Consider the following 25,580-nt stretch of genomic DNA (forward strand, 5'->3'; position numbering starts at 1 on the left):
ACGTCAGCCTTTCTTCCTGGAGGCCGTCGCGGCCTTCCTCGCGGGCGCCTTCTTGGCCGCGCCGTTCTTGGCCGCCCCATTGGGGCTCTTGGCCTTCTCCACGGGCACGTCGAGGAAGCCGAAGTCGTTCACCCGCTCCATCGCGACCCGGTGGGTCTTGCCGGCGCGGACGCTGCCGTCGACCAGGCCGCTGAAGCCGTAGACGCGCAGGCCGCCGCCGTACTCGACGAGGTTGACCTGGTGGGTGTCTCCCGGCTCGATCCGGATGGCGTTGCCCGCCGGGAGGTCGAGGTGCATTCCGAAGGCCGCGTCCCGGTCGAAGGAGATCGCCCGGTTGACCTCGAAGAAGTGGTAGTGAGAACAGATCTGGACGGCCCTGTCACCGGTGTTGCGAATGGTCAGACTGGTCTTTCTCCGTCCCTTATTGAGCTCGATATCCCCTTCGCCGTATATGTAGCGTTCATGACGCGGCAGGGTCTCGTGCTTCACGGACTTGCGTACCATGACTTCTCCCTCGATCAATGAGTGTGATGGTGGTGATGGTCGCCGGACACGGCGGCGAGACCGTCGTCCGCGTGCCTTCTCCAGCGCTCCCCGGCCGTCGCGACCCGCCGTCTGACCAGTTCCTCCAGCGAGGCCGGGGTGAGTAACGGGCCCGCCCAGGTCACGCCCTCGGGCAGGTCGGGTTCGGCGAACGACGCCGGGACGACGGCGACCTGCCGAGCGCCGAGCAGACGGCATCGGGACACGCCCTCGGCGACGTCCGGATCACCGCCCATCAGCGCGACCTCGACCCAGCGGAGCCCGCTGTGCCGGCGCACCAGGTGCGCCACCCGGAACAGTTCGGCGTCCTCCTCCGGCGACGCCGAGGGCGCGGTCACCAGCACCGCCCACGGCCCGTCCGGTGAGGACGCCGGTACCGCGACGCGACCGGCCGCGGCCCGCAGCCAGCCGACGAGATGGGCCGACGTGCCGAGCGGCGGGGCGAGCAGCAACTCCCCCGGCCGGCGGCCCCGGCCGTTCCAGCGGAGGATCTGCGCGATCTGGGCCGCCAGCCCCGTGTCCCGCCCGAGCGTCATCGGGACGACGACCGCCGGGTGCCGGGTGAGGGCGTACAGGTCCCGGCCGACGGCCGTGACCGTGGCGCCGGGAAGGTCGCCGAGCGCGCGGCCGTACCGGCTTTCGTGCCCGCCGACCAGCACCGTCCCACCTGCCGCCGGCGACCGCGGCGCCGTCACCGGCTCCCGGCCCACCGTCGGCGCCCCCGCCCACCCGAGCGCCGGCACTTTCAGACGCCGACGGGGTCGTGGCAGGAGACGAGCTTGGAGCCGTCCGGGAAGGTCGCCTCGACCTGCATGAGGGGGAGCATCTCCCGGACGCCGTCCATGACGTCGGCCGGTCCGACGACCTTCTTTCCGAGCTCCATGCAGTCGGCGACCGTCTTGCCCTCGCGGGCCGCCTCCAGGACGGCCGCGCTGACGAGCGCCACCGTCTCGCTGTAGTTGAGCTTCAGGCCGCGTGACCTGCGCTTGGCCGCCAGGTCCGCCACAACGTAGATCAGCAGCTTGTCCAGTTCCCTGGGTGTGAGATTCATGGAAGGTCCCCCTTTTCAGAAGATTCGTTTGGTCTGTCCGACAGGGTCGTCCGGCAGAGCCGTCCGGCACGGTCACCCGGCACGCCTGAGCCAGGAGAGCGCCGGGACGGCGGCGAGGAAGGTCCAGGCCACCACGACGAACGGCCACGTCAGGGTGTGGCCGCCGAACGGGGCGAAGAAGGTGGTCAGGGCCGCGGTCAGGCCGGTGGCCGTGATCGCCCCGATGGCGGCGTAGACGCCGCCGGCCGGGGTCAGCACGACGAAGATCCCGGCGAGCGCCATCCCCACCAGGACGGAGTTGTAGCCGTACAGCCCGGCGGCGATGTCGGCGGCGGGGGCGCCCAGCACCCAGGCGGTCGCCATCCCGATCAGGCTGGAGACCACCGCGGCGACGGCGGCGATCCAGTTGCCCACCACCAGGCCGATCAGGAAGATGAGGCCGACGTACCACTTGTTCTGGAAGAAGATCTGGCCGATCCCGTTGAACATGCCCTGCCAGGTGTCGTTCCAGGTGAGCGCCGTACGGCCGGTCGCCGCCGACGGAAGCGCGGGGCCGATCTTGCCCTGCCTGACGCGTTCGAAGGCGGGGGCGGCGAGCAGCATCGCGCTGGTGACGATGCAGAACGGCGCGGTGAAGGTCGGCAGGTTGAACGGCTTGAGCAGGGTGACCAGCGCGGAGGTGACCACGCTGCCGGCGACGCACCCCAGCACGGTCAGGAGCGTGGTCATCCAGCCCACCCCGAAGTAGAGGACGAACGCGACGCCGATGAGGGTGCCGCTGAAGCCCTCAAGCCCCAGCTCGATCCGGTCGCGCGCGGCACCGAAGGCGTAGGCGGTGAGCGTGGCCACCGCCGACCCCAGCAGACCGTAGACGCCGTAGCGCCAGCCCCCGGCGAACAGGGCGACGATGAAGATGAGACCGGTCCAGGTGCCGGCCATGAAGTCGACCTGCCCGACTCCGCGGACCACCGAGATGAGCAGGGGGAGTGGCCTCAGCCACCGCGTGGGCGGGGTGGCTGCCGCCGGAGTCGTCGATGTCACGTCGGCCTCTCCGAGTTTTCCTCATTTATCTGGGGCCGCGTTGAGCCGTCCGGACCTCTCATTCCCGGCACCGGGCGGCGAACTACCCGAGAACCACTCTTTTAATGGGATCAATACCTGTTTTCTCACCTACTTTTACCCGCACCGTTTTATTACCGCCAAATCCATGAATGTGATGTTTCACTCCCCCCACTTCCGATCATTAACCGACAGATCGGAAGCACCGCTAAGTGAGGTTCGACGATGCCTACCGGATTGAATACCGGCGATTCCGCCTGGGTGCTGGTGAGCACCGCGATGGTGCTGCTGATGACACCGGGACTCGCCTTCTTCTACGGCGGCATGGTCCGTTCGAAGAACGTTTTCAGCATGCTCTTCATGAGCTTCATCTCGATCAGCCTGGTGACGGTTCTCTGGTTCGCCTACGGCTACGGGCTGGTCTTCGGACCGGACGCGGGCGGGCTCGGCCTGATCGGCTTCGGCGACTTCCGCTTCGCCAACGTCAAGGCCACCGACCTGACGGGCGCGGTCCCGACCTACGCCTACGCGCTCTTCCAGCTCACCTTCGCCATCATCACCGTCGCCCTGATCAGCGGCTCGGTGGCCGGACGCACCCGGGTCGGGCCATGGATGATCTTCTCGGTGGTCTGGGCCACCCTCGTCTACTTCCCGATCGCGCACTGGGTCTTCGACACCGGCGGCTGGATCCACAGGATGGGCACCCTCGACTTCGCCGGCGGCCTGGTGGTCGAGCTCAACTCGGGAATGGCCGGCCTCGCGCTGGCCGTGGCGCTGGGCCCCGGCGTCAGGTACCGGCGGGGTGATCCACCCCAGCCCAGCAACATCCCGCTGGTCATGCTCGGGCTGGCCCTGCTCTGGTTCGGCTGGTTCGGCTTCAACGGCGGATCCGCGCTGAACGACGGCCCGACCGCGGTCACGGCGTTCCTGAGCACCATGATCGCGAGCTGCGCGGGCATGCTGGCCTGGATGTTCCTGGAGTGGCTCCGGGCCCGCAGGTTCAGCAAGCTGGGTTCGGCCACCGGAGCCGTCGCCGGTCTGGTGGCCATCACGCCGTCGTGTGCCTACGTGAACGTCGAGGGCGCCCTGGTGATCGGCATCGTCGCCGCCGTCCTCTGCTCGTTCGCCGTCGAGTGGAAGTTCGTCCTCGGTTACGACGACACCCTGGACGTGGTCGGCGTGCACGGCATGGGCGGCATCGTGGGCACCCTGCTGATCGGGCTGTTCTCGACCGGAGCGTTCAAGACCGCCGGCCTGTTCTACGGCGGCGGCGGCGCGCTGCTCGGCAAGCAGGCGCTCTCCATCGTGGTGGTGGGCGTCTACAGCTTCGTGGTCACCTTCGTGATCGGCAAGGTCGTCGACCGGCTCTTCCGGATGAAGGAGACCGAGGCCGAGCAGCTCGCCGGCTCGGACCTGCAGTTCGGCCAGGGGTAGCGCCCGGGGTGGGCGATCAGAACGCCCTGCCCAGGGCCGCGCCGACGAAGGCCGCCACGAGACCGCACACGACGTTGATCAGCAGGTTGGTCACCGCGAGGCGGCGCTCGCCCTGCTCGGCCAGTTTCAGGGTGTCGTTGGCGAAGGTGCTGTAGGTGCTGAGCGCCCCGCAGAACCCGGTGCCGGCCAGGGCCAGCGCCCAGCCGGGCAGCCAACCGGTGCTCACCCCCGCCCCCACCAGGCCGAGCAGGAACGAGGCCGACACGTTCGCGATGAAAATGGCCCACGGAAAGTGCGTGGGGATCCACTTGCCGAGAAGGTAGCGGAGCGGAGCCCCGAAGGCGCCGCCCACCAGTACCAGGATGGCGGTGGTCATATCACCCTCCTGGCGAAGGCCGTCCCGACGAACACGGCGATCATCGCCAGCACGGGGGTGAGCACCAGGTGTGCCACCGCGACACCGGGCTGGCCGTAGTGGAACCTCTGCTCCACGTTCACCGCGTAGGAGGAGAAGGTGGTGAAACCGCCGAGGAAGCCGGTGGACAGGAACGGTCCGACGAGCGGGTGGCCGGGATGTCTCTCCAGCCAGACGGTGAGCACGCCGATCAGCAGACAGCCGGACACACTGACCCACAGCAGCGTCCACTGAAAATCCCGTGGCGGGTTCGGAAAGGCCAGATGGATCAGGTGACGGGCCAGCGCGCCGAGCGCCCCTCCACAGGCCACCGCCGCGACGTCGGTTCGAGAGATCTTCATACCCGCAGGCTAGATCGGGACGGCGGGGACCACCGGCCTCGACACCCTCCAGATTCTCCCCGATTTCCACATCGTCGCAGTTCAGGCGAGCGCCTGAGCCACAACCATGCCGAACCAGGCCGCGCCCAGACCGGCTGTGACGCTCGCGGCGACGTTGATGACCGCGAGCAGGCGGGCTCCGCTCTCGGCCAGCCGTACCGTCTCGTAGGCGAAGGTGGAGTAGGTGGTCAGCGCGCCGCAGAACCCGCTCCCGGCCAGTGCCAGGATCGCGCTGTGGGCGGGCAGCGCGGCCAGGAAGCCCAGCAGCGCCGATCCGGCCACGTTGACGGTGAAGGTCCCCCACGGGAACGTCGCGTCGTAGTGGATCTGGATCGCGCGGTCGGTCAGGTAGCGCAGCGGCGCTCCCAGGGCCGCGCCCAGGGCGACCAGCAGCAGGGTCACGGGGTTCCCTCGGTCTTCTCCGCCTCCTCGGTCCGCCCGGTCCGCTCGGGGGGCGCCACCGTCCTGCCCGCGTGACGGACCACCTCGACCGGCTCGACGACGACCAGTCCCTCGGTGACCAATTCCTCCAGCTGAGGAAGGAACGCCCGGATCGCCTCCGCCGAGTCGATGATGATGATCTCCAGCGGAAGGTCGCCGGACAGCGAGAGGATCCGGGTGGTGTGGATGTGGTCGGAGACGCCGTATCCCTCGATGCCGCGGATCACGCTGGCCCCGGCCAGGCCGGCCTGATGGGCTCGGTGCACGATCTCGTGGTACAGCGGCCGATGACGCCACTGCCCGGTCTCGCCAATGAAGATCGTCAGTCGGAGCGCGGGCCCCTGTATGTTCACGACCGCTCCTCGCCTCGGGGACGGATTCGGGGACGGATGAGGAGGCGGATCGCCGACGCGCCGAGATGGACCGCCACCAGGGCGGCGACCGCCGTACTCGCCAGGTAGGCCAGCGCCGTCTCCGGGGAGCCGGCGGCGACCGTCTGGCCGACGTCGAGGATGTAGGCGGAGAAGGTGGTGAACCCGCCCAGCACCCCGATCCCGAGGAACGGGCGGACCAGCGGACGCGCCTGCCAGATCTCGGTGACGAGCACCATCAGCACGCCGATCAGCAGGCATCCGGTCACGTTGACCAGGAACGTGGCCCAGGCGAAGCCCCCCGGTGGATGCGGCAGGGCCGCGCTGATCCCGTAGCGGGTCAGCGCCCCGATCACCCCACCGGCCGAGATCGCCCCAAGCGTCGCCCACTGGGCCCGCCAGATCCGCCAGGACCGCCACGCCTGCCGGGGCCGCCGGGGCTCCGCCCGCCGGGGGACGGCTCGCGGATCACCGCCGGAGCCCGTTGGAAGACCTGGGGGACGACGATCGGGTGTCTCGGACATGGCACTCTCCCACCAGCACGACGGAACGTATCTGATAGGGACCGTTGACGGTCGCCGCCGTGGTCTGCTCCGGGTCGGTGGAGCCGGCGGGCCCCACCGCCGTGGCCTCTCGCACATCGCACGGAGGTCGTCGGCTTCATCATAACGACCACCCTCGACCACCGATAGGAGCCGATACGGTGACCACTTCCCCTCTCCGAGGTGACCGTCCTCCACGGCACCGGTACGGCGAGCGGCGACCCCGGCCCGATCGCCGCCCGGCGGCGCGCGCCCCGGGGAACGTTCCCGGTCACAACGCTAGGCGGGCCCGCGGGTCTCCCCGGCCTTGCGGGACTCCCTGGCCTTGCGGGCCGCCTCCACCTTGGCGCTCGCGGCGTACCTGTCGACGTACTCCTGGCCGGAGAGCTCCATCAGCGCGTACATGATCTCGTCGGTGACGGCGCGCAGGACGAGGCGGTCCTCCTCCATCCCGTAGTAGCGGGAGAAGTCCAGCGGCTTGCCGAACTTCACCCCCGGGCGGATGCCCAGCCTGGGGAGGAGACGGCCCGGGGGCATCATCTCGAAGGTGTTGACCATCGCCCACGGAACGACGGGGACACGCGCCTCCAGGGCCAGCCGGGCCACGCCGGTCTTGCCCTTGTAGAGGCGCCCGTCGTGGGAGCGGGTGCCCTCGGGGTAGATGGCGAGCACCTGGCCCTCGGCGAGAATGCGCTTGCCGGTGCGGAGCGCCCCCTCGCTGGCCTTGCCGCCCGAGCGGTCGATCGGGACGGTGCCCACACCGCTGAAGAAGGCCCGGCTGAGAAAACCCTTGACCCCCCGGCCGGTGAAGTAGTCGGACTTGCCGAGGGAGATCACCTTACGCGGCAGGAACAGCGCCCCGAAGAAGTGGTCGGCGAACGACAGGTGGTTACCGGCCAGGATCACCGGCCCCTCCCGTGGCACGTTGTCCACGCCCTCCGCCCACGGGCGGAAGACGAGATGGAGGAAGGGCCAGAGGATGGCCTTCACCACCCAATAGAACACGTGAGGCTCCTTCGGTCGGCAGGGGGACCTGGGATCATCCTCCCATCTCCAAGCCGGAGCACCTACCTCACCAAACCCCCCAAAACGACCTCTCGCAAAATACGCCCCAGGCATGCGACGATCGGGCGAACCTACAAGGAGCTGCGATGCCAGTCATGCCCGGCGCGGAGCCGTACCACCACAGGGGCGGAAAGATCGGGGTCCTGCTCTGTCACGGATTCACCGGGTCGCCCCAGTCACTGCGCCCCTGGGGCGAGTACCTGGCCTCGGCGGGCCTCAGCGTGACACTGCCCAGGCTGCCGGGGCACGGCACCACCTGGCAGGAGATGGGCCGCACCCGCTGGGAGGACTGGTACGCCGAGCTCGACAAGGCCCTGGCCGACCTGCGCGGCGACTGTGACGAGGTCTTCGTGACGGGTCTGTCGCTGGGCGGCTGCATGGCGCTGCGGCTGGCCGAGGTGCACGGCGAGGGGATCAGGGGGGTGGTGGTCGTCAACCCCTCGGTCGCCAACGACGTGCCGCTGCTGGCGCTGGCGCCCCTCCTCGGGCTGGTGGTCCGGTCGGTGCCCGGAGTGGCCGGGGACATCAAGAAGGAGGGGGTGACCGAACTCGCCTACTCGCGGACGCCGGTAAGGGCCGCCGCCACCCTCCCCCGGCTGTGGGCACTGACCCGCGCGGAGCTTCACAAGATCACCCGGCCGGTGCTGGTCTTCCACAGTCCGCAGGACCATGTCGTCAAACCGGCCAGTGTACGTATCCTGCGTGAGAGGCTGACCGGGGGGAACCTTAGTGTTGTGGAGCTCAACGACAGCTACCACGTCGCGACTCTCGACAACGATGCGGATCGGATCTTTGCGGGGAGCCTGGAGTTCATCAAAGCGAACGCCTCTGTACCCTTGCAGGGAGACTGAACGCGAGTGGGGAATGCGCGGTCTCCGGGAGGGACGGGCCGGCTAAGTGACACCTCAAAGCGATGAGGACGAGGTCTGGCGTCAGATCGTCGCGTCCTTCAACGACACCGCCGAGCTCGACTCGGCCGACCAACCCTGGCCGGACAGCGAGAACCTGCCGGTCGAGCCTCCCCGGCGGGTGGTCAAGCAGTCGGAGGAGGAACGGCCCCCCTCGGTCGAGGAGGAGTTCACCGACCTCATCGACGACGAGGAGACCGACCCCGACGACGAGGGCCACTACGTGCCCCCGCCCCCGCCCCCTCTCCCCAGGACCGACACCACCACCAAGATCGCCTGGCTGGGCCTGTTCGGCGGGCCCGCCTACCTGCTGCTCAGCGCCGCCCTGAACTGGAAACTGCAGGGCTGGATGCTGTTCACCGCGGTGGCCGTCTTCATCGGCGGCTTCGTGGCTCTGGTGGTGCGGATGGGGGACGGGCCGCCCAACGACTCCGGCTGGGACGACGGCGCGGTCATCTGAGGGTCCGCGGTCACCCGAGGGTTTCCCGGGGCCGCTCATCGGGGGCCTCCACACCGGGAGTGCCCGGCCCGCCCGGCGCTACGGCTTGGCCCGCTCCGGGGTGCCGAACCGCTCGATCACGTCGGTGTAACGGCCTTGGGCGTCCACCACGTGGCCCACGGTCCACACGGTGCCGGTGGCGGGGAGATAGGTCACCGACTGGAGCCTGATGGTCCGCGGGGTGTCGGCGGTGGCGCCGCGCAACGTCTTGACCGTGTGACCGTCGTAACGGAGCAGGAACGCCTCGCCCGGCCGGTCCATGTCCACCCCTGAGATCCAGAAGTGCCCCTTGCGGTCGCCGGTCACGCCGTACAGGCGCACGTCGTCGCCGGACAGGGAGATCCGGGACCACTTCTTGCCGTTCCAGGACAGGATCAGCGGGCTGACCCCGCCCGACCGCCGGTAGACGCCGCCGACGGCCAGCGCCCGCTTCGCCCCGTCGAGGTAGACGTCACGCAGATAGCCGCCCGGGATGTCGGGGGCCGCCACGGCCTTCCATCGGCCGCCGGACAGCTTCGTGATCAACGGCCTGCCGCCGGTGTCCCCCACCGCCCAGCCGTCGCCCTTGCCGGCCAGCGCCACGCCGTACAGGGTGCCCTTGCCGGTGAGCTGCGTGAGCCTCCACCTGCCACCGGACTCGGCGACGATCAGGGGTTGCCGGTCCCGGCGGCCGACCGCGGTCATCCGGCCGGGGACGGCCGCCACCCCGCCCAGCCAGTCACCCGCGTGCAGCCTGTCGACGACGACCCGGTCGAAGCCCGTCCCGTCCCCCGCCGCGAGGTACGGCATGCCGTCGTGGCCCTCACCGACGGCCCACAGCCGGGTCGGGGAGGCTGCGGCGACCGAGCGCAGCAGCCCCGCGCCGGTGGGGTCGTTGCGGATGCCGACCTCGGTCCAGGCCGCGCCGTCCCAGTGGGTGATCGCGCCCCGGCTCTGCCAGATGTCCCAGACGCTCTGCTGGCCCACCGCCCAGACGTCACCGGCGGAGATCCCCGCCACATCGGACAGCGACCCGTCGCTGCTCAGCCGCGCGCTGGTCGGCGCCTGCCATGCCTCCGCCACGGGCGGGCTGACGGGATCGGCGTGAGCGGCCGGCGGAGAGAAGGCCGGCAGGAGCAGACCTCCCGCGCACAGCGCCAGCACACGCCGCGGAAGGCGACGGGTCATGCCCCAAATGGTACGGCGCACAACCCCTCCCGCGTGCCCGGCTCCCCGACTTGCCGCCCGGATGGAGATCTCGGGAAAGTGTGCGGAGCGTATCGTGCCCGATCCTTGGGGTTCAACGGCCGTCTTCACCGAGGTCGCCCCCGCGACCGGCACCGGCACCGGGACGGGGGTCGAGGCCGGGACGGAGGTCAGGGCGGGGATCGACGCCGGAAGCGCCCGAGGCGGGTTCACCCGTCCCGGCCGGCTCGGCCGGGCAGGACGCCTTCCCCGGAGGAGACCGTGAGTTCGGCGACCACCGGCAGGTGGTCGGTGGCCAGCGGAAGGTCGGCGGGGTCGGCTCCGGCCCCGCCGCAGGAGACCACCGAGAGACCCGCCGCCGCGAAGATCGCGTCGATGCGCTCACGGGGCCGCACCGCGGGGAAGGTGAGGCCGTCACCGGACGGCGAGACCGGATAGCAGTCGGCCAGCCGCTCGGCGATACGCCGCCAGGCCGGTTCGTGGGACTGCTCGTTGATGTCCCCGGCGAGCACCGGCAGCGCGCCGAAGCGGTCGGAGGCGGCCCGCAGCAGGGTCAGGGCCTCACCCGCGTGGTACGACCGGGCGTCGGCGTCGAGATCGAGGTGAACGGAGCCGACCGCCACCCGCCGCCCCCCGGTCTCGACCACGGCGATGGCGATGGCGCGCCGTTCCAGACCGGGGAAGCGCCTGAGCAGGTGTCCCTCGCCGTACAGCAGCCGGACACCCGGCCCGGTCAGCACGGCCACCCCGCCGGAGCGCCGCCCGGCCGCCACGGTCAGGCCTCCGGAGGCGGCCAGCCGCTCGCGCCTGCGACGCCACCGCAGGAACCGGGGCGCCTCCTGCACGCAGAGCACGTCGGCGCGGAGCGCGGTGATCACCCGTCCCAGCGCGGCGACGTCGTCCCTCATGGAACGCACGTTGTAGCTGGCGACTCTGAGCGGCACGGCTCCCCCGCCCCGTCCGGAGAGCACCTTCGCCTCAGCCCCGCCTCAGCGGAGCCGGGCGAGGTCGGCCGCGCCGACCACGCCCGCCGCCGCGCCCAGCTCGGCCAGGCGGATGTCGGCCACCGGGCGGTGCCCCCGGCCGGTCAGGTTGCGGGCGAAGTTCTCCCGGACCTGGTCGATCCAGAGGTCGGAGGCGCGTGAGACGCCGCCGCCGAGGATGAAGCAGCCGGGGTCGAGGATCGCGGCGAGGTCGTCCAGGCCCTGGGCGAGCCAGGCGGCCAGCGTGGCGAAGGCGGCCAGTGCCGCCGGGTCCCCCCGCCGGGCCGCCTCGGTGACCGCCTGGCCCTCGATGCGGTCGGGCGATCCGCCGGCGAGCTCCAGCAGCCCGGCGGCGCGCGCCGGGTCGCGCTCGGCGATCTGCCGGGCCTCGGCGACGAGGGCGTTGCCGCTGGCGTACTGCTCCCAGCAGCCCAGGTTGCCGCACCCGCACAGGCGCCCCTCGGGGACGACCTGCATGTGGCCGAGTTCGGCGCCCATACCCCAGCGGCCCCGGTAGAGCGTGCCGTCGAACACCAGGCCGCCGCCGATCCCGGTGCCGACAGTCACGCACACCAGGTGGGTCTCACCGCGCCCGGCGCCGAACCTGGCCTCGCCCCACGCCATGGCGTTGGCGTCGTTCTCCACCACGACGGGCAGGCCGACCAGATCGGAGACCTTCTTCTGCAGGGGCTCCTCGCGCCAGGCGAGGTTGGGCGCGAAGCGCACGACGGACCGGGTCTCATCCACGAACCCCGCGGCGCCGAGTCCCACGGCCTCGATCTCCCGGCCCTCGACGAGCTCCGCGACGACCTCGGCGATCGTCTCGGCGACCTGCTCGGAGTTCCGGGCCGGGGTGGGCCGCAGCAGATGCGCGACGACTTGACCGTCCTCGTCCACGACCCCTGCCGCGATCTTGGTGCCGCCGATGTCAACGCCGATGGTCAGCGCCATTGTCCGTCCTCTCCCCCTGGGTTCACCCCAGGCCGCTCCCTCTGGACTCAGCCCAGACCTCTTCCCCCGGGCTCAGCCCAGGTCGACGTGCTCCGCGGGAGCCTCGGCCCGGTCGCGCTCGCGTTCCCGCCCGCCGGACGAGGGCCTGTTCAGCCCGTCGACGGCCGACTTGAACACCGCGAACAGCTCGCCGCCCGCCCGCACCAGGTGGTCGGCGACCGCGCCACCCGACTCACGCTGGGCGGCCATGGCGCGGCAGACGGGACAGGCCCGGCAGATGTACTCGTCGTGCTCGGAGACCGCCTCCCCCCACACGTCCCGCCCGCTCCGGGGGGAGCCGGAGAAGACTCCACCGACCCCGGTCACCGTGCCCCGGATCAGGCTCCTGCCCAGTTCCCTGGCCGCCTTCTGCTGGAGCGCGTCGAAAAGCTTGAACGCCTCCTCGGCCGCGTCGCCCAGCGGGTCCGTGCCCTTCTCGGGCTTCTCGGTTCTTCCGGTCTTCTCAGTCATCAGGCCCTCCCGTCTCGAACCGTACCCGGAGAAGGCCCGCATGCAGCACGGCATCTCGGACATGACGGCCTACCCGCCGTGTCACGCGCTCTCGACGCGCCTCTTCAGCCCCTTCAGGGCGGTGTCGATGATGACCTTCTCCGCCCTCCGCCTGATCATGCCGATCATGGGAACCTTGAGGTCCACCGCGAGCTCGTACGTCACCTCGGTACCGCTGCCCGCATCGGCCAGGCGATAACGCCCGGTGAGCCCGGAGACCATCCTCCCCGCCTCGACGATGCTCCATTCGACGGACTCGTCGCCGTGCCAGCTGTAGCCGAGGGTGTACTCGTCGTTGATCACGCCCGCGTCCAGGACGAACCGGACCCGCACCGGCCTGCCGTCCTGCCCGGCGGACAGGACCCGCGCCGACTTCACCTGGCCCGCCCACTCCGGGTACGCCGGGAAGTCGGCGATCGTCCTCATGACGGTGGACCGGCCGGCGCCGATCGTAATGGTGGAGGTGGTGCGATCAGCCATGGGCATACCGTACTCGTTCGCCGTTTCCTCGCGAACGCACGGCTCACCGCTCAGGGACTCGCCACACCACCCGCCAATATGGACATAAGTAACGAATCAGATGCGACACGGGCGACGCGAACACGGTCCGGAGGCCCGGCGGGGCAAGACTGATACCGTGAAATCGCCCCCGGCCACGCCTGGGTGACGGATCTACCCTCGCGGAGCACCTCGGGACGATCTCCAGGCAGCCCATCGATCCGCGTTTCCCGCAGGAGTGACCCGTGCGCGAGTACAGCGTCCCCGTTCTGGTGGATGTCCCCGCCTCCGCCAACCTCACCGACACGGTGTTTCACCGTGCCGAACAGGAGCCGGGCACCGTCGTCCTGCGCCGCAAGGCCGGCGACGGCTGGGCCGCCGTCACCGCGGGCGAGTTCCGCGACCAGGTCGCCGCGGTGGCCAAGGGGCTGATCGCGGCCGGCGTCGAGCCGGGCGACCGGGTGGCCCTGATGTCACGCACCCGCTACGAGTGGACCGTGATCGACTACGCCATCTGGGCGGCCGGCGCGGCCAGCGTGCCGATCTACGAGACCTCCTCGTCCGACCAGGTCAGGTGGATCCTCTCCGACAGCGGCGCGAAGGCCGTCTTCGTGGAGCTGGACACGCACCGGGAGACCGTCCGCGAGGCGATGTCCGACCTGCCGGAGCTCAAGCACCTCTGGCACATCGACGACGGCGCCACCGGCGAGCTGGCCGCGAGCGGCGCCGAGGTGACCGACGAGACGCTCGCCGGGCGCAGGGGCGGGTGCGGCACGGCCGACCTGGCGACCATCGTCTACACCTCCGGCACCACCGGCCGCCCCAAGGGCTGCGCGCTGACCCACGACAACCTGCTGTTCACCGCGAGGAACGTGGCGGCCGGCCCCCTGGAACCGCTGTTCACCGTGGACGGCCGGGCCGCGCTGCTGTTCCTCCCGCTCGCGCACGTCTTCGCCCGCATGATCCAGGTGGTGCTGGTCGAGACCGGCACGATCCTGGCGCACACCGCGAACATGAAGAACGTCGCCCCCGACCTGCAGAGCTTCCGTCCGACCTTCCTGCTGGGCGTGCCCAGGGTGTTCGAGAAGGTCTACAACGCGGCCGAGCAGAAGGCCTCGGCCGCGGGCAAGGGCAAGATCTTCCACGCCGCCGCCGCCACCGCGATGGCCTGGAGCCGGGCGCGGTCCACCGGCGGTGCCGGGCTCGGGCTCACGCTCAAGCACGCCCTGTTCGACAGGCTGGTGTACGGCAGGCTCCGCGCGGCCACCGGCGGCAGGCTCACGGCCGCCGTGTCCGGCGGTTCGGCCCTGGGCGAGCGGCTCGCCCACTTCTTCCGGGGCGTGGGCATCGAGGTCTTCGAGGGATGGGGCCTGACCGAGACCTCCGCGCCCTCCACGGTCAACCAGCCGGGCGCCAACAAGATCGGCACCGTCGGCAAGCCGTTCCCCGGCGTCACGATCGGCATCGGGCAGGACGGCGAGGTGCTGGTCAAGGGGCGCCACGTCTTCTCCGGTTACTGGAACGACGAGAAGGCCACCGCCGAGGTGGTCGACGCCGACGGCTGGTTCCACACCGGCGACGTCGGCGAGCTCGACGGGGACGGCTACCTGCGGATCACCGGCCGCAAGAAGGAGATCCTCGTCACCGCCGCCGGCAAGAACGTCGCCCCCGGCCCGATGGAGGACCGCATCCGCGCCCACCCGCTGATCAGCCAGGCGCTGGTGGTCGGCGACGACAGGCCGTTCGTCGGGGTGCTGGTGACCCTCGACCCCGAGGCCCTGGAGCAGTGGAGGACGGCCCACGGCAGGCCGGGCGCCGGCGTCGCCGACCTCAGCACCGACCCGGCGATCCTCGCCGAGGTGCAGAAGGCGGTGGACGACGCCAACCGGTCGGTCTCCAAGGCCGAACAGATCAAGAAGTTCGCGGTGCTCGACATCGACATCACCGAGGAGAGCGGGCACCTGACCCCGACCCTCAAGGTCAAGCGCAACATCGTGACGCGCGACTTCGCCAGGCAGATCGACTCCCTGTACGGCTGACACGCGGCTCCGGGGGCTAAGCCCCCGTGACCGCCCTGGTGTCCGGCGGCACCGCCAGCAGGCGGGCGAATCGGTCGGCGACCAGGCTCCAGTCCCAGTCGCGCCGGACCCACTCGCGCCCGCGCTCGCCCATCGCCCGGGCCGCCGCCGGATCCCGCAGCAGGCCGACGAGGGCTCCGGCCACCCCCTCGGGGGAGGTTCCGTCCACCACCAGGCCGGTCTCCCCCGGCAGGACGGCGTCGGGCGCACCGCCCGACGCGCCCGCCACCACGGGCAGCCCGCTGGCGGACGCCTCCAGGTAGACGATGCCGAGCCCCTCCACGTCGATGCCGCCCAGCCTGGTACGGCAGGGCATGGCGAACACGTCTCCCGCGTCGAGGTGGGCGGGCAGCGAGGACCACGGGAGCGGCCCGGTCATCCTGACCGAGTCGCCCAGCGGCCGGGCCAGCCGTTCCAGGGTCGCGCGGTACGGCCCGCCGCCCACGATCAGCAGCACGGCGCCGGGCACCGCCCGCAGCACCTCGGGCCAGGCCCGCAGCAGGATGTCCTGCCCCTTGCGGGGCACCAGCCGGGACAGGCAGACCACCACCGGCCGATCCCCCAGGCGCAGTGCCGCCCGTACCCGATCCCCGCCCGCGCCGGGGTGGAAGACGCCGGTGTCGACGCCGGGAGCCAGCCGTACCAGTTTCTCCCCGGGGATCACCCTCGCCAGCCGCCGCCTGGTGTACTCCCCCAGGTAGGTCACCACATCGGCGTGGCCGCCGATCCTCGCGAGCAGCCGCCGCGCGACCGGGACCCCGGCCCAGGCCGCCTCGTGGCCGTGGGTGATCATGACGATCCGCCGCGCCCCGGCCGCGCGCAGGTCCGGCGCGAGCAGGCCGAGCGGGGCCGCCGCCCCGAACACCACGGTGTCGCACGTGAACTCGGCGACCAGCCCCGCCGCCCGGCGGGCGACCGCGGGGACGGGCAGCATCAGCGAGGTGGGGTGGCGCACGATCGGGTAAGGCTGCCCGGCGTCGAAGCCCGGGCAGCCGGGCCACCTCGGGGCGTAGACGACCACCGAGTCCGGCGGCCGTCCCGCGGCGAGGCCGTGCACGAACGACTGGATCCCCCCGGCCCGGGGCGGGAAGTCGTTGGTGACGATCAGCGTACGGTTCACGGCTCCCGCATGCCGTTCAGCAGGGCCCAGGAACGTGCCATCGCGATGCGCTGCGGCGTCGTGGGATGAGATGCATAGATCAGGTATTCAATAGCACTGGGCGACAAATCGGAAATATTGGTGATCGCCAGGCGTTTCTGCATGGCGGCGAACACCACCGGCTTCCCCGTCAGGTCCAGCGCGTGCGCGTCGGCCCGTGCCTCGATGTGCCTGCTGACCAGGTTCTGCGCCGGTCCCGACAGGACCGTGGCCAAGGTCAGCACCCCCATCACCAGGCCCACCGCCCTCGGGTCGGCCGGTGAGGCGACTCCGGCGCGTCGCCGTACCGGGCCCGCCGAGGTCAGCAGGTAGAGCAGGCACGCCCCGCAGGCCGCGGCCAGGCCGCCGACGAGCGTGCCGTACAGGACGTCCCCGGCCTTGGCGTGGCCCAGCTCGTGCGCCACCACCAGCTCGACCTGGTCGCCGGGGGCTCGCAGCAGCGTGTCGTAGACCACGATCCTGCGGGTCGCGCCGAACCCCGAGACGTAGGCGTTGAGCGCGGTGGTCCGCCGGGAGGCGTCGGCGACGAGCACGTCCTCGACCGGCACGCCGTCCCTGGCCGCCATGGCCAGCAGGTCGTCGCGGAGCCGGCCCGCGGGCATCGGCGTGAAGTCGTTGAAGATGGGCTCGATCACCACCGGGTAGGCGAAGGAGGCGAGCACCGTCAGCGCGAACGCGCCGATCGCGGCGGGGATCCACCAGCGGCGGTAACGGCGGGCCAGCGCGACCACCGCCAGCACCATGATCGCCAGCAGCCCGGTCCTGACCGCGATGTTCTTGACGCGGTCGGCCGACCAGGCCGGCCAGCCCTGCGTGGACAGGCCGAACTCGCGCAGGTGGGTCTCCGACCACATACCCAGCGGCCAGCGCAGGACCTCCACGGCCGCCGACAGCAGGAGAACACCGAGCAGCACCCGCAGCCACCACGGCCCCCGCAGCCCGCCGAGCAGCCGCGCGCCCAGCGGGGTGCCCACCAGCGCCCCCGCCACGATCAGGGTCAGGCCGAGCGACAGGTAGCCGGGGGCGCCGACCGCGGCGTCGAAGGACTCGGAGCGGGCGATCTGGGCGGCGGTGAAGTCACGGGCCGGATCCGGCGCGACCGGCGGGGCGTCGGCGGGCAGCGCCCGCCAGGGCGTGGTCAGCGCCACGACCACCAGCGTGGCCGCGCCGAGGACGGCCAGCGCCCATCCCGCGCCTCTCAGCCCCGAGGGCGTGTCCGTCACGGTCCGCGTCATCCGAGTTCCCTCCGGAGGTGGTCGCGCCAGGCGGCGGTGAGCTCGGCCCGCGACAGACCCAGCACGCCGCCCACATCGCTACCGTAAAGCCTCACCAGCGCCCGCTCACCGAAGCGCTCCGCGATGTACCGGCAGGCGAGCCACGCCTCCTCGTAGCTCTGGGCGGCGCGTGAGGCGCCGGGAGCGAAGTCGGCGGGGCCGGGGAGCCGGGTGGGCAGGGCACCGGCACGCACCTCCTCGGCCAGTTCGGCGGCGACCACCCGGACCGGGATCCCGGCGTCGCGGTAGCCGACGTAGTCGGCGAACCCCTCCGACAGCCACATGGGCACCCGGCCGCCCCGGATCGCGCCGGTGGCCACGTGGGTGAGCTCGTGGGCGATCACCACGTCCCGGCCGGTAGCGCTGAGCCTCGCGTACCCCGTCGGCAGGATGATCACCCGGTCGGCGACGGTCATCGCGGCCAGGCCACCGGTGGCGGAGGTCCCCGCGAGCGCCGCGGCCTCCGCGTCGGTGGCGGGGAACAGGACGACCGCCCGGACCGGCCCCCAGACCTCGCCGACGATCCGGGCCGCGCGGTCGGCCCGCGCGGCCAGATCCCGCAGCTCCGCGAGCGGGACGCGGTGACCGGCGACGAGGGAGCGTTCGCCGCGGACCACGGTGGCGGCGCCGGGCCACAGGTCGCGGACCCCCTGCGACACCGGCCGCGCGTCGGCGGCCAGACCCGCGCCCACCAGCGTCAGCATCCCGGCGAGCACGGCACGGCGCCCTCTCGGGAGCGACATGTCAGCCGATGCTAGTGGACCGGCGACCGGCGGTCGCGTCCGCCGGGACACCGCCGGCGAACCGGGCCGGGGCGGTCGAGGAGAGGCGGCTCCACGATCACAGGCGTGATCGTGGAGCCGCCTCCTCTACCTGTTACCCATCTCCTCCGGAGCGGGTTGTGGTGTCACCACGTCCGGCCGGCTCCGGTCCGGCCCCATCGGCCACGGCGCGGACGGCACGGGCGGCGTTCCCGCGACCCGGCTCCGCGACGCGCCGAGAACGCCGTTCGACGTTGAACGGTCCGGACACCTGTCCCCCTCCACGGCGACCACGATGGGGTCAACTCTCCGGCTGTGCCCCGAACCGGATGGACGGGGCCGTGTCCCGCTGTCAGCCGCCCGGACGGACGGCTCCGGCGAAGGAGGACCTGTAGTAGCCCCTCAGCCTCACGATCCGGACCGTCTTGCCGCTGCTCGGCGAATGGACCATCCTGCCGTGGCCGACATACATGCCCACGTGGCCCTTTCCGTAGAAGAACAGCAGGTCACCAGGGTGCAACCTGCTCCATGAGACCTTCTTCCTGACGACGCGGTACTGGCTGTACGTGACCCTGGGGAGGGAGACGCCGGCCTTGCGCCACGCGTACTGGACAAGGCCCGAGCAGTCGAACGCGCCGGGACCGGTGGCTCCCCACCGGTACGGATCGCCGATCTGCCGCTTGGCCACCGATACGGCCTTCCTGGCCTTTGTCCTCTGCCGTGCGGCCCTGTTCATCGCGGTCTTGGCCGTGCGCTTGACGTGAGTCTTCGCCGTGCTCCCGACCTGAACCGCGGCCGCGCTGTCCGTCGCCGCCCCCGCCGCCGTGGGTCCCAGCGTGACCGCCCCGGTTGAGGCGGTCAACGTGAGGACAAACCCACCGAGGGAAAGACGAAAAAGGCGTGACAAACGAAGGTTATGCAGGGTGGTAGACAGGATTTCTCCTTGGGACTTCCACTGATGCCTACCGGGTTAGCTGACGGATTCGGGCTGGGAAGACGCCCTACGACACAGATATGTCGATTCACCCCTGACCGTAGGTTGACGGCCTATTGGTTCCCCGGCTCCATGCCTCCTGGCTGCACGAATTCGGCAGGTCACCGTGGTGGGGCGGACCCCTTGGAGGAACGGCGACCAATTGGATTTCTATCGGAAAGCCGGCCTGGGGGACCGACGCTCGGCGCGACGGTATGGCTTACTCGCCGCGACGCCAGAAGCTACTCTGATCATCACGTTTCGGCAAAGCCCTCACAAAGTTTAAAGATCAAATAACGCTTCTCGCGCCCACGGAAGACCTGCTCGGGGGCGACTTCATCGGTCGAATATGACTCTCGTCACACCCTCCGGATCATTATTCGGAAAGCGCCTCTCCTGTCGCGTACGTCACATCTTTGGCGACCTTCTCACCCTCCGCGTACGGCCCACGGGCCACTCTCGGCCCCGCCATGCCCACCCCGCTCTCCGGGATCGCCGCGAGGCCGCGCGCATCCGCCGGCCCTCAGCCGCGCTCAGTCCTCCCAGCGGAACGATCCAGCGGACCCTTCCGTGGAACGCTCCAGCGGCACCGGACGGGGCGCTGAGGGCCGAGCGGGGCGCTGAGGGGGCGGGCTCAGGGGCGGACGGCCCCGACCAGGCGGCGGCCGTAGGCCGACAGGGGAACGACCTTGACGACGTCCCCGGTCTGGGGGGCGTGGACGATCTTTCCGGCGCCCGCGTAGAGGCTCACATGTCCCAGCCCCTCACTGAAGATGAGGTCACCGGCCTGGAGTTCGCTCAGGGAGACCTTGCGGCCGGCCCCCCAGCTCCACTGCTCCCAGGTCGTGCGGGGGAGGCTGACGCCTCCGCTGCGCCAGGCCGCCTGGACGAGGCCGGAGCAGTCCCAGCCTCCCGGGCCGGTGCCGCCGTACTGGTAGGGCTTGCCGACCTGGGCGAAGGCGAAGCTCAGCGCGGCCCGGGCGTTGCCGGACGCCGGGCCGTTGTACTGGATCCCCGAGCTGTTGGGGTTGCCGGTCCTAAAGGCGCCGAGATCGCGCAGCACCTTCGTCTGGAGCTTCACCATCCTGTCGGCCTTGGCCTTCTCCTCGGCCAGCTCGTCACGCGTCCGATCGGCCTCGGTCAGGGCCTCCCTGGCCTGGTCGCGGTTGCCGCGCAACGTCTTGGTGGCCTCCTCGAAGGCGTTCAGGGACTGAGCGCGGGAGGCGGACATCTGGTCGACGGCGGCCAGGCCGCTCAGCAGCGAGCCGGGGTCGGGCCGGCCGACCATGCCCGACCAGCCGTTGGCGGCGCCCAGCTGGTAGCTGCTGACGGCCATCGTGACGAGTTCCTTGCGCAGCCCGGCGACCTTCGCGCTCTGACGGGTGAGGTCGCCGTTCAGCGCCCGATACCTCTTGCGGGCCCGCTTCCACTTCTCGCCGGCCTGGTTGTACCTCTCGACAACCTTGTCGGCCTGGTCGTTGAGCTTCTCCAGCTTCTTCCTGGCCTGGGCGATCGTCGGCTTCGGTTCTGCGAAGGCCCCGCCCATCGGCACCAGGAACAGAGCTAGGGCCACCCCTGCGACCATCGGCATCCGCACAAACCCAACCGGCATACCCGCCACGGCCACGGCGCCGCCTCCCCATGCAAAGACCTGGGGCGAAATAGTACAGAACAGGTAAGGTATCGCTCACCTTTTTGGCCGTTTTGTTCTTTACTTGCAGGCCGCGACGCTGCAAACCCTGGCGGTCATCCTGCGGGCGTCCCGGAACTGAACGGCCCAGTCCCGCTTGACCGGCCGGTCGTACTCCCCCGCCCACAGGTAGACCAGCACCGCGTTGGCCCTGCGGACCACCACGCTCCGCTCCCCGCCGACCCCCGTCTTCCCGCCGTAGTAGACCTGCCCGGAGATCCTCAGCGCGTCGTCCCCGAGGCCGGTCACCGGCGCGGAGACGTAGCGGTAGCCGGCCCCCGCGTCCGTCCTGGACCCGCACGCGGTCAGCGCGGCGCGGAGCTGGGCCATGGCCCGCTCCGCGGTGGCCCGCGAGCCGTACAGGAGCACCTGCTCGACCTTCATGAAGTCCGGCACACCGGTGAACGTCACCGTCCGGACGGCCGTACGGCCCGCCCCGCCCACACCGCTCCTGTCACAGGGGTCCACCGCCAGCCGGGTCTTCACCGAGTCGCTGACCGTCCAGTTCGTCTCGGGATCGTTGTCCTTCTTGGCCGCGTCCTTCTCATACAGCAGGAACCCCTTGGGAACACCGGGGGCGGCGGCGGCCGTACCGGCGACAAGGGCGGCACAGACCAGCATGACGATCTTCTGCATCGAATCAACCTCCACGGGATCCGATGCACCATACGACCAAAAGGTTCAGGCTCGCCCGAGACGCCGTAGAAGTAATGTGGAGGGAACCGGCCGGGCGCCCATCCGGCGGACCGACTCGGCCACCTCCCGATCGGAGGAGACGACCGCGACGGCCCGGCCCACGGGCTCGGCGCGGACCAGCTGACGGATCAGGTCGTCGGCGATCTGGCCGGGGGCGCTGAACATCACCCGGACCCCCCGGGGTGCCGAAACCGGCACCGGGCCGTTCAGCTCGGCACCGTCGAAGACACAGGTCAGCTCGGTACGGGTCTGCGCGTACAGCGCGCCCAGGCCGGTGAGCAGACGGTTGCGCTGATCGGCCAGGGTGAGCGTGCCGTAGCCGGTCTTGGTCACGTTGTAACCGTCCACGATCAGGTGGATCTGCGGTAAGGCCAGCAGCTGGTCGAGCAGGGCGGGGTCGTCGTCCGCGAGCGCCCGCGCGGGCACCGCCTGGACCCCGTTCCTGCCCGGTGCGACGGAGGCCACCGAGTCGGCGGGCCGGTGGATGCCGGACGGCAGGGCGAGCTCCCTGCGCAGCCCGGCGGCGGCGTCCTGGAGGGCGTCGAGCAGCATGCGGACCTTGGTGTCCTCCACGCTGCGGCCCTCGCGGGCGGCCCGGCGGGTGGCCTCCAGCTGCCGCTCCGCGTCGGCCAGACGCTCGCGGAGGCGGCGCAGCTCGCTCTCCCCCGCGCTCCCCGCGGTCACGGCGGCGGCCTTGGCCTCCTGGGCGGCCTCCCGCATCTCGGCGGCCCGCGCGTCGGACGCCCTGGCGCGCTCGCGGGCGTCATGCAGCTTGCGGCGCAGGTCGGATATCTCCGAACGGGCCGTCCTGAGCTGCTCGCGCAGCCGGTCGGTCTCCTCCTTCGCCGAGGTCTTCTGGGCGTTCAGCTGCTCACGCAGCCGGCTGAGCGCCTGTTCCTGCGCCGAGCCCTCGGCCGCGGCGGCCGACCGCTCCAGGTCCCTGCGGGCGGCCTCCACCATCTCCACCCAGCCGGGTGGCCGGGTGAGGTAGGCGGCCGCGGCCACCAGGACGGGGTCGGCGGCCGGCGGCACCACACCGTCGGCCAGGCTCGCGACCAGCTCGGGCCAGCCCGTGGCCAGCGCCTCGGCGACCAGCTCCCGGAACTTCTTGTCGCTCTCCAGTTGGGCGGCGATCGGCGCGCCACCTAGTTTGGCCCGTTTGCGGGGGTCAAACCTGGCGATCCCCTTGAGCGGAGGGGGCACCACGGCGGCGGCCATCGACCCGAGAATCTGGGACGCCAGCTCCACGACGTGCGAGCGAACCTGCTCGGGTAGCGGACGAGACAGGCCCTCTCCGGCTGAACTCATCACGGCCCCTACTCGGATTGGTCTTCACGTCAAGGGTACGGCTACCGCACTCCGCCCCCGACCCCACCGCAGAGCGCGAACGCCCGCCGCCCTCTCCCCACCCCCCTGAGCAGGCACTCATCCCTCGTCCGCCATCCCCCCGCCCTGCCGACGACGCACACCCCCGGCCACCCGTGACACGCGCCTCAGGCCGGGTAGCCCGCGTCGTGGACGGTCAGCGCGATCTGGACCCGGTTGTTCAGCTCCAGCTTGGTCAGCACCCGCGACACGTGGGCCTTGACCGTCGCCACGCTCATGTGGAGCCCGACGGCGATCTCCGCGTTCGATCTCCCCTGGCCCACCGCCAGCGCGACCTCGCGCTCACGGTCGCTGAGCCCGGCCAGCGACGCCACGGCCCGCTCCCGGCGCGCCCCCGCACCGCCGTCGGCCACGTGCGCGATGAGCTGCCGGGTCACGGCGGGCGACAGGATCGGCTGGCCCGCCCCGACCTTGCGGATCGCGGTGACCAGCTCCCCCGGAGGGGTGTCCTTGAGCAGGAACCCCGCCGCCCCCGCCCTGAGCGCCCGCAGCACCTGGGCGTCGGCGTGGAAGGTGGTCAGAACGACCACCTCGGGGGCCGGGGAGGTGGCGCGCAGGCGCTCGGTCGCCGCCAGCCCGTCCACCTCGGGCATCCGGATGTCCATGAGCACCACGTCGGGCCGGTACTCGGCCACCAGGTGAGGAACCTCTGCCCCGTCGGCGCCCTCGCCCACGACGACGAGATCGGGGGCACCTCCGAGGATCATCGAAAGCCCGGCGCGGACGAGCGCGTCGTCGTCCACGATCAGCACGCGGATCCCCGGATCGGGGGACGGTGAACTCATGGGGGTCACGTTAGCCACCCCGGCCCCTCGGCCGGTCCCCGTCCGCTCACCGGGTCCAGGGCAGCCACGCGCTGAGCAGGAACCGGCCGTCGAGGCCCCTGCCGTAGCCGAGACGGCCCCCCATCAGCTCGGCACGCTCGGTGAGCCCGATCAGGCCCGCCCCACTGCCCGGGATGGCGTGCCCGGCCGTCACGAGATTGCCGATCTCAACGGTGAGCCCGTCACCGGGACCGCCCGTCACGACGATGTCCACCGGCGCGGCGGCGGCGTGCTTACGGGCGTTGGTCAGCCCCTCCTGGGCGATCCGGTAGGCGTTCCTGCCCAGGCGGGCGGGGGCGGCGTCCGGGTCGCCCACCCGCATGTCGAGCGTCACCTCCATGCCGGCCAGGCGGGACTCCTCCACCAGCCCCGGCAGGTCGGCGAGGGTGGGCTGGGGCCGGTCGGGAGTGGTGTCCCCGGAGTCCAGCCGGAGCACCCCGATGATCTCCCGCAGATCCTGCAGCGCCTGGTGCGCCCCCGCCCGGATCACACCGGCCGCGCGGCTCACGTCCCGCGGCGCCATGTCCGGCCGGTACTCCAGCGCGCCCGCGTGCACGCTGATCAGCGAGAGCCGGTGGGCGAGCACGTCGTGCATCTCCCTGGCGATGCGCTCGCGCTCCAGGCGTCTGGCCCGCTCCACCCGCAGCTCCGCCTTCACCTCGGCCCGCTCGGCGCGGTCGCGCAGCGAGAACACGAGCTGGCGCCTGGCCCGTACGAACATGCCCCAGATGATCAAGAGCAGGTAGACCAGCGCGGAGAGCGCGAACGTCAGCGTGAAGGGCAGGTCGGGGTCGGGACGCCACCACATGTAGAGCGCGAGCGTGATCAGGTAGAGCCCGCCCGTCAGGGCGGCGAGCATGAACGACCGGTGCACGGCCACGGTGAACAGCGCCACGCAGATGGGACCCGAGGCGACGCTCGACAGCAGCGAGACCGGCAGGAGGGCGAAGGCGAGACCCACCGGCCGGCGGCGGCGCAGCCAGACCGCGGCGCAGGCGAGCGCGCCCACGACCTGGTCGGCGAGGACGACCGCCGGCGGCGTGGAGGTGTCGGAGCGCAACATCAGCGCCACCACAAGCCCCATCCCCGCGCCTATGAGGAAGATGACGATGTCGACGGCCCAGTCGCGGGCCGAGCGCCGCACCGGGGACCGCCCGCCCGCGAGACCACCGCGCAGGACCGCGGCTGGCGACCACCGATACTCCGTCACGTTCTCCGAGAGTAGGCCCGTGCCGGCCGATCCGACACCGGCCGAAGCCGATGCCCCGCCGTCCTTCCGCGGGCGCGCCGGGGCTCCCCTCTCGCGGGCGTCGCGCCGGACACACTCGGGCCGGCGCCGTGCGCGGCGGGCACGGCCTGAGGAAGAGGCGGTCCCGAGAGACGGTTGAGCCCTATCCTGTGGATCTTCCATCACCAATGGTGTAGATCATGTGGTCGTGGACGACCGACTGAAGCGTCATGATCTGACCGAGGATGAGTGGACAAGGCTGGCAGCGCTACTGCCCGCCCATCCCCGGCGTGGGCACCGGTGGGCCGATCACCGCATGATCATCAACGGGGTGTTCTTCCGGGCCCGGACCTCCTGCCCCTGGCGGAGGCTGCCGGAGACCTACGGCAGCTGGAAGACCGTCTACAACCGCCATCGCCGCTGGTCGACGGACGGCACCTGGGAGACGATCCTGGACGCCCTGCGGACCGGCCGCGACGAGGCCGGGGACCGAGACCTGACGGCCGGCCCCGGATCCACGAGCGCCGGGACTCACCGGCACACCCCGCCCAGGGACATCCGGCCCGGAGGAACGTTCGAAATCGCGAACTGGTGACCCCGCACCGTGAACCACGCGCCGCGCGCCCCGGACCGCGAG

General features: G+C 71.2%; 29 protein-coding genes and 1 riboswitch. Of the genes, 5 read left to right on the forward strand and 24 right to left on the reverse strand.

The features are described 5' to 3' along the window. Nucleotides 1-3: 3 nt before the first annotated feature. From ureB to ACWEF2_RS12850, 4 genes are all read right to left on the reverse strand, one after another. On the reverse strand, nt 4-504 hold the full coding sequence (gene ureB / locus ACWEF2_RS12835) for an urease subunit beta (RefSeq protein WP_453814703.1): 501 nt from the start codon (nt 502-504) through the stop codon (nt 4-6). A gap of 14 nt (nt 505-518) precedes the next feature. Further along, nucleotides 519-1,202 carry a sirohydrochlorin chelatase gene (locus ACWEF2_RS12840; protein ID WP_453814705.1) on the reverse strand — a complete coding sequence of 228 codons (684 nt, stop codon included), beginning with the start codon at nt 1,200-1,202 and terminating at the stop codon, nt 519-521. An 86-nt stretch (nt 1,203-1,288) separates the two neighbouring features. Beyond that, nucleotides 1,289-1,594, reverse strand: a complete 306-nt coding sequence (locus ACWEF2_RS12845) for an urease subunit gamma (protein WP_453814707.1) — start codon at nt 1,592-1,594, stop codon at nt 1,289-1,291. Nucleotides 1,595-1,666: 72 nt separating this feature from the next. Further along, nucleotides 1,667-2,635, reverse strand: a complete 969-nt coding sequence (locus ACWEF2_RS12850; RefSeq protein WP_453814709.1) for an urea transporter — start codon at nt 2,633-2,635, stop codon at nt 1,667-1,669. Nucleotides 2,636-2,878: 243 nt separating this feature from the next. Here ACWEF2_RS12850 and ACWEF2_RS12855 point away from each other — a divergent pair, with 243 nt between their 5' ends. Next, nucleotides 2,879-4,087: an ammonium transporter gene (locus ACWEF2_RS12855; protein ID WP_453814711.1), complete on the forward strand. Its 1,209-nt coding sequence runs from the start codon at nt 2,879-2,881 to the stop codon at nt 4,085-4,087. A gap of 16 nt (nt 4,088-4,103) precedes the next feature. Here ACWEF2_RS12855 and ACWEF2_RS12860 read toward each other — a convergent pair whose 3' ends face one another. The 6 genes from ACWEF2_RS12860 to ACWEF2_RS12885 all read right to left on the reverse strand — a co-directional run bounded on the left by ACWEF2_RS12860 (nt 4,104) and on the right by ACWEF2_RS12885 (nt 7,241). Continuing rightward, nucleotides 4,104-4,463: a fluoride efflux transporter FluC gene (locus tag ACWEF2_RS12860; RefSeq protein WP_453814713.1), complete on the reverse strand. Its 360-nt coding sequence runs from the start codon at nt 4,461-4,463 to the stop codon at nt 4,104-4,106. Then, on the reverse strand, nt 4,460-4,843 hold the full coding sequence (locus ACWEF2_RS12865; RefSeq protein WP_453814715.1) for a fluoride efflux transporter FluC: 384 nt from the start codon (nt 4,841-4,843) through the stop codon (nt 4,460-4,462). The genes ACWEF2_RS12860 and ACWEF2_RS12865 overlap by 4 nt, the downstream gene beginning before the upstream one ends. Before the next feature lie 81 nt (nt 4,844-4,924). Further along, the gene (locus ACWEF2_RS12870; protein WP_453814717.1) at nt 4,925-5,284 is read right to left on the reverse strand and encodes a fluoride efflux transporter FluC; all 360 of its coding nucleotides are present in this window, start codon (nt 5,282-5,284) and stop codon (nt 4,925-4,927) included. After that, nucleotides 5,281-5,676, reverse strand: a complete 396-nt coding sequence (locus ACWEF2_RS12875) for a DUF190 domain-containing protein (RefSeq protein WP_453814719.1) — start codon at nt 5,674-5,676, stop codon at nt 5,281-5,283. The genes ACWEF2_RS12870 and ACWEF2_RS12875 overlap by 4 nt, the downstream gene beginning before the upstream one ends. Then, nucleotides 5,673-6,218, reverse strand: a complete 546-nt coding sequence (locus tag ACWEF2_RS12880; RefSeq protein WP_453814721.1) for a fluoride efflux transporter FluC — start codon at nt 6,216-6,218, stop codon at nt 5,673-5,675. The genes ACWEF2_RS12875 and ACWEF2_RS12880 overlap by 4 nt, the downstream gene beginning before the upstream one ends. Nucleotides 6,219-6,515: 297 nt before the next feature. Beyond that, nucleotides 6,516-7,241: a lysophospholipid acyltransferase family protein gene (locus ACWEF2_RS12885; RefSeq protein ID WP_453814723.1), complete on the reverse strand. Its 726-nt coding sequence runs from the start codon at nt 7,239-7,241 to the stop codon at nt 6,516-6,518. 146 nt (nt 7,242-7,387) lie between these two features. Between ACWEF2_RS12885 and ACWEF2_RS12890 the strand changes: the two genes are divergently transcribed. Beyond that, nucleotides 7,388-8,152 carry an alpha/beta hydrolase gene (locus ACWEF2_RS12890; RefSeq protein ID WP_453814725.1) on the forward strand — a complete coding sequence of 255 codons (765 nt, stop codon included), beginning with the start codon at nt 7,388-7,390 and terminating at the stop codon, nt 8,150-8,152. Nucleotides 8,153-8,198: 46 nt separating this feature from the next. Then, entirely contained in the window at nt 8,199-8,669 is a 471-nt protein-coding gene (locus tag ACWEF2_RS12895) for a hypothetical protein (protein ID WP_453814727.1), read from the forward strand. Nucleotides 8,670-8,747: 78 nt separating this feature from the next. Here ACWEF2_RS12895 and ACWEF2_RS12900 read toward each other — a convergent pair whose 3' ends face one another. The 5 genes from ACWEF2_RS12900 to ACWEF2_RS12920 form a co-directional block, all read right to left on the reverse strand. Continuing rightward, complete coding sequence (locus tag ACWEF2_RS12900) at nt 8,748-9,896, reverse strand: hypothetical protein (protein WP_453814729.1); 1,149 nt, start codon at nt 9,894-9,896, stop codon at nt 8,748-8,750. A gap of 206 nt (nt 9,897-10,102) precedes the next feature. Continuing rightward, nucleotides 10,103-10,864 carry an endonuclease/exonuclease/phosphatase family protein gene (locus tag ACWEF2_RS12905; RefSeq protein WP_453814731.1) on the reverse strand — a complete coding sequence of 254 codons (762 nt, stop codon included), beginning with the start codon at nt 10,862-10,864 and terminating at the stop codon, nt 10,103-10,105. An 18-nt stretch (nt 10,865-10,882) separates the two neighbouring features. Then, nucleotides 10,883-11,827: an ROK family glucokinase gene (locus tag ACWEF2_RS12910; RefSeq protein ID WP_453814733.1), complete on the reverse strand. Its 945-nt coding sequence runs from the start codon at nt 11,825-11,827 to the stop codon at nt 10,883-10,885. A 72-nt stretch (nt 11,828-11,899) separates the two neighbouring features. Then, nucleotides 11,900-12,337, reverse strand: coding sequence for a hypothetical protein (locus tag ACWEF2_RS12915; protein WP_453814735.1), 438 nt, complete (start codon nt 12,335-12,337; stop codon nt 11,900-11,902). A gap of 81 nt (nt 12,338-12,418) precedes the next feature. Beyond that, nucleotides 12,419-12,856, reverse strand: a complete 438-nt coding sequence (locus ACWEF2_RS12920; protein ID WP_453814737.1) for an SRPBCC family protein — start codon at nt 12,854-12,856, stop codon at nt 12,419-12,421. Nucleotides 12,857-13,119: 263 nt separating this feature from the next. Here ACWEF2_RS12920 and ACWEF2_RS12925 point away from each other — a divergent pair, with 263 nt between their 5' ends. Then, entirely contained in the window at nt 13,120-14,913 is a 1,794-nt protein-coding gene (locus ACWEF2_RS12925) for an AMP-dependent synthetase/ligase (protein ID WP_453814739.1), read from the forward strand. Between the two features lie 16 nt (nt 14,914-14,929). Here the strand turns inward: ACWEF2_RS12925 and ACWEF2_RS12930 are convergent, their stop codons facing one another. The 9 genes from ACWEF2_RS12930 to ACWEF2_RS12970 form a co-directional block, all read right to left on the reverse strand. Continuing rightward, complete coding sequence (locus tag ACWEF2_RS12930) at nt 14,930-16,072, reverse strand: glycosyltransferase family 4 protein (RefSeq protein ID WP_453814741.1); 1,143 nt, start codon at nt 16,070-16,072, stop codon at nt 14,930-14,932. Further along, nucleotides 16,069-17,346 carry a M48 family metallopeptidase gene (locus ACWEF2_RS12935; protein WP_453814742.1) on the reverse strand — a complete coding sequence of 426 codons (1,278 nt, stop codon included), beginning with the start codon at nt 17,344-17,346 and terminating at the stop codon, nt 16,069-16,071. Before ACWEF2_RS12935 ends, ACWEF2_RS12930 begins: the two co-directional genes overlap by 4 nt. Continuing rightward, nucleotides 17,343-18,128 (reverse strand): hypothetical protein, encoded by a 786-nt coding sequence (locus ACWEF2_RS12940; RefSeq protein ID WP_453814744.1) that lies wholly within the window; start codon nt 18,126-18,128, stop codon nt 17,343-17,345. The genes ACWEF2_RS12935 and ACWEF2_RS12940 overlap by 4 nt, the downstream gene beginning before the upstream one ends. A gap of 370 nt (nt 18,129-18,498) precedes the next feature. Beyond that, nucleotides 18,499-19,008: a C40 family peptidase gene (locus tag ACWEF2_RS12945; protein ID WP_453814746.1), complete on the reverse strand. Its 510-nt coding sequence runs from the start codon at nt 19,006-19,008 to the stop codon at nt 18,499-18,501. A gap of 82 nt (nt 19,009-19,090) precedes the next feature. Continuing rightward, a riboswitch (cyclic di-AMP (ydaO/yuaA leader) is annotated at nt 19,091-19,249 on the reverse strand. A gap of 504 nt (nt 19,250-19,753) precedes the next feature. Beyond that, nucleotides 19,754-20,692, reverse strand: coding sequence for an NlpC/P60 family protein (locus ACWEF2_RS12950; protein WP_453814748.1), 939 nt, complete (start codon nt 20,690-20,692; stop codon nt 19,754-19,756). Nucleotides 20,693-20,830: 138 nt separating this feature from the next. Then, entirely contained in the window at nt 20,831-21,445 is a 615-nt protein-coding gene (locus ACWEF2_RS12955; protein ID WP_453814750.1) for a hypothetical protein, read from the reverse strand. Nucleotides 21,446-21,490: 45 nt separating this feature from the next. Then, complete coding sequence (locus tag ACWEF2_RS12960; protein ID WP_453814752.1) at nt 21,491-22,813, reverse strand: NYN domain-containing protein; 1,323 nt, start codon at nt 22,811-22,813, stop codon at nt 21,491-21,493. Between the two features lie 185 nt (nt 22,814-22,998). Beyond that, nucleotides 22,999-23,676, reverse strand: coding sequence for a response regulator (locus ACWEF2_RS12965; RefSeq protein ID WP_453814753.1), 678 nt, complete (start codon nt 23,674-23,676; stop codon nt 22,999-23,001). A 46-nt stretch (nt 23,677-23,722) separates the two neighbouring features. After that, a complete protein-coding gene (locus ACWEF2_RS12970) occupies nt 23,723-24,925 on the reverse strand; it encodes a sensor histidine kinase (protein WP_453814755.1) in 1,203 nt (400 codons plus the stop codon). A 226-nt stretch (nt 24,926-25,151) separates the two neighbouring features. Between ACWEF2_RS12970 and ACWEF2_RS12975 the strand changes: the two genes are divergently transcribed. Beyond that, complete coding sequence (locus ACWEF2_RS12975; protein WP_453814757.1) at nt 25,152-25,538, forward strand: transposase; 387 nt, start codon at nt 25,152-25,154, stop codon at nt 25,536-25,538. Nucleotides 25,539-25,580: the final 42 nt, after the last annotated feature.

Source organism: Streptosporangium sp. NPDC004631, from assembly GCF_053601935.1.

Coding starts and splice junctions, on each gene's coding strand:
- ureB (WP_453814703.1), bottom strand. CDS start 504: ATGGTACGCAAGTCCGTGAAGCACGAGACCCTGCCGCGTCATGAACGC.
- ACWEF2_RS12845 (WP_453814707.1), bottom strand. CDS start 1,594: ATGAATCTCACACCCAGGGAACTGGACAAGCTGCTGATCTACGTTGTG.
- ACWEF2_RS12855 (WP_453814711.1), top strand. CDS start 2,879: ATGCCTACCGGATTGAATACCGGCGATTCCGCCTGGGTGCTGGTGAGC.
- ACWEF2_RS12860 (WP_453814713.1), bottom strand. CDS start 4,463: ATGACCACCGCCATCCTGGTACTGGTGGGCGGCGCCTTCGGGGCTCCG.
- ACWEF2_RS12865 (WP_453814715.1), bottom strand. CDS start 4,843: ATGAAGATCTCTCGAACCGACGTCGCGGCGGTGGCCTGTGGAGGGGCG.
- ACWEF2_RS12880 (WP_453814721.1), bottom strand. CDS start 6,218: ATGTCCGAGACACCCGATCGTCGTCCCCCAGGTCTTCCAACGGGCTCC.
- ACWEF2_RS12890 (WP_453814725.1), top strand. CDS start 7,388: ATGCCAGTCATGCCCGGCGCGGAGCCGTACCACCACAGGGGCGGAAAG.
- ACWEF2_RS12910 (WP_453814733.1), bottom strand. CDS start 11,827: ATGGCGCTGACCATCGGCGTTGACATCGGCGGCACCAAGATCGCGGCA.
- ACWEF2_RS12915 (WP_453814735.1), bottom strand. CDS start 12,337: ATGACTGAGAAGACCGGAAGAACCGAGAAGCCCGAGAAGGGCACGGAC.
- ACWEF2_RS12920 (WP_453814737.1), bottom strand. CDS start 12,856: ATGGCTGATCGCACCACCTCCACCATTACGATCGGCGCCGGCCGGTCC.
- ACWEF2_RS12935 (WP_453814742.1), bottom strand. CDS start 17,346: ATGACGCGGACCGTGACGGACACGCCCTCGGGGCTGAGAGGCGCGGGA.
- ACWEF2_RS12940 (WP_453814744.1), bottom strand. CDS start 18,128: ATGTCGCTCCCGAGAGGGCGCCGTGCCGTGCTCGCCGGGATGCTGACG.
- ACWEF2_RS12955 (WP_453814750.1), bottom strand. CDS start 21,445: ATGCAGAAGATCGTCATGCTGGTCTGTGCCGCCCTTGTCGCCGGTACG.
- ACWEF2_RS12960 (WP_453814752.1), bottom strand. CDS start 22,813: ATGAGTTCAGCCGGAGAGGGCCTGTCTCGTCCGCTACCCGAGCAGGTT.
- ACWEF2_RS12965 (WP_453814753.1), bottom strand. CDS start 23,676: ATGAGTTCACCGTCCCCCGATCCGGGGATCCGCGTGCTGATCGTGGAC.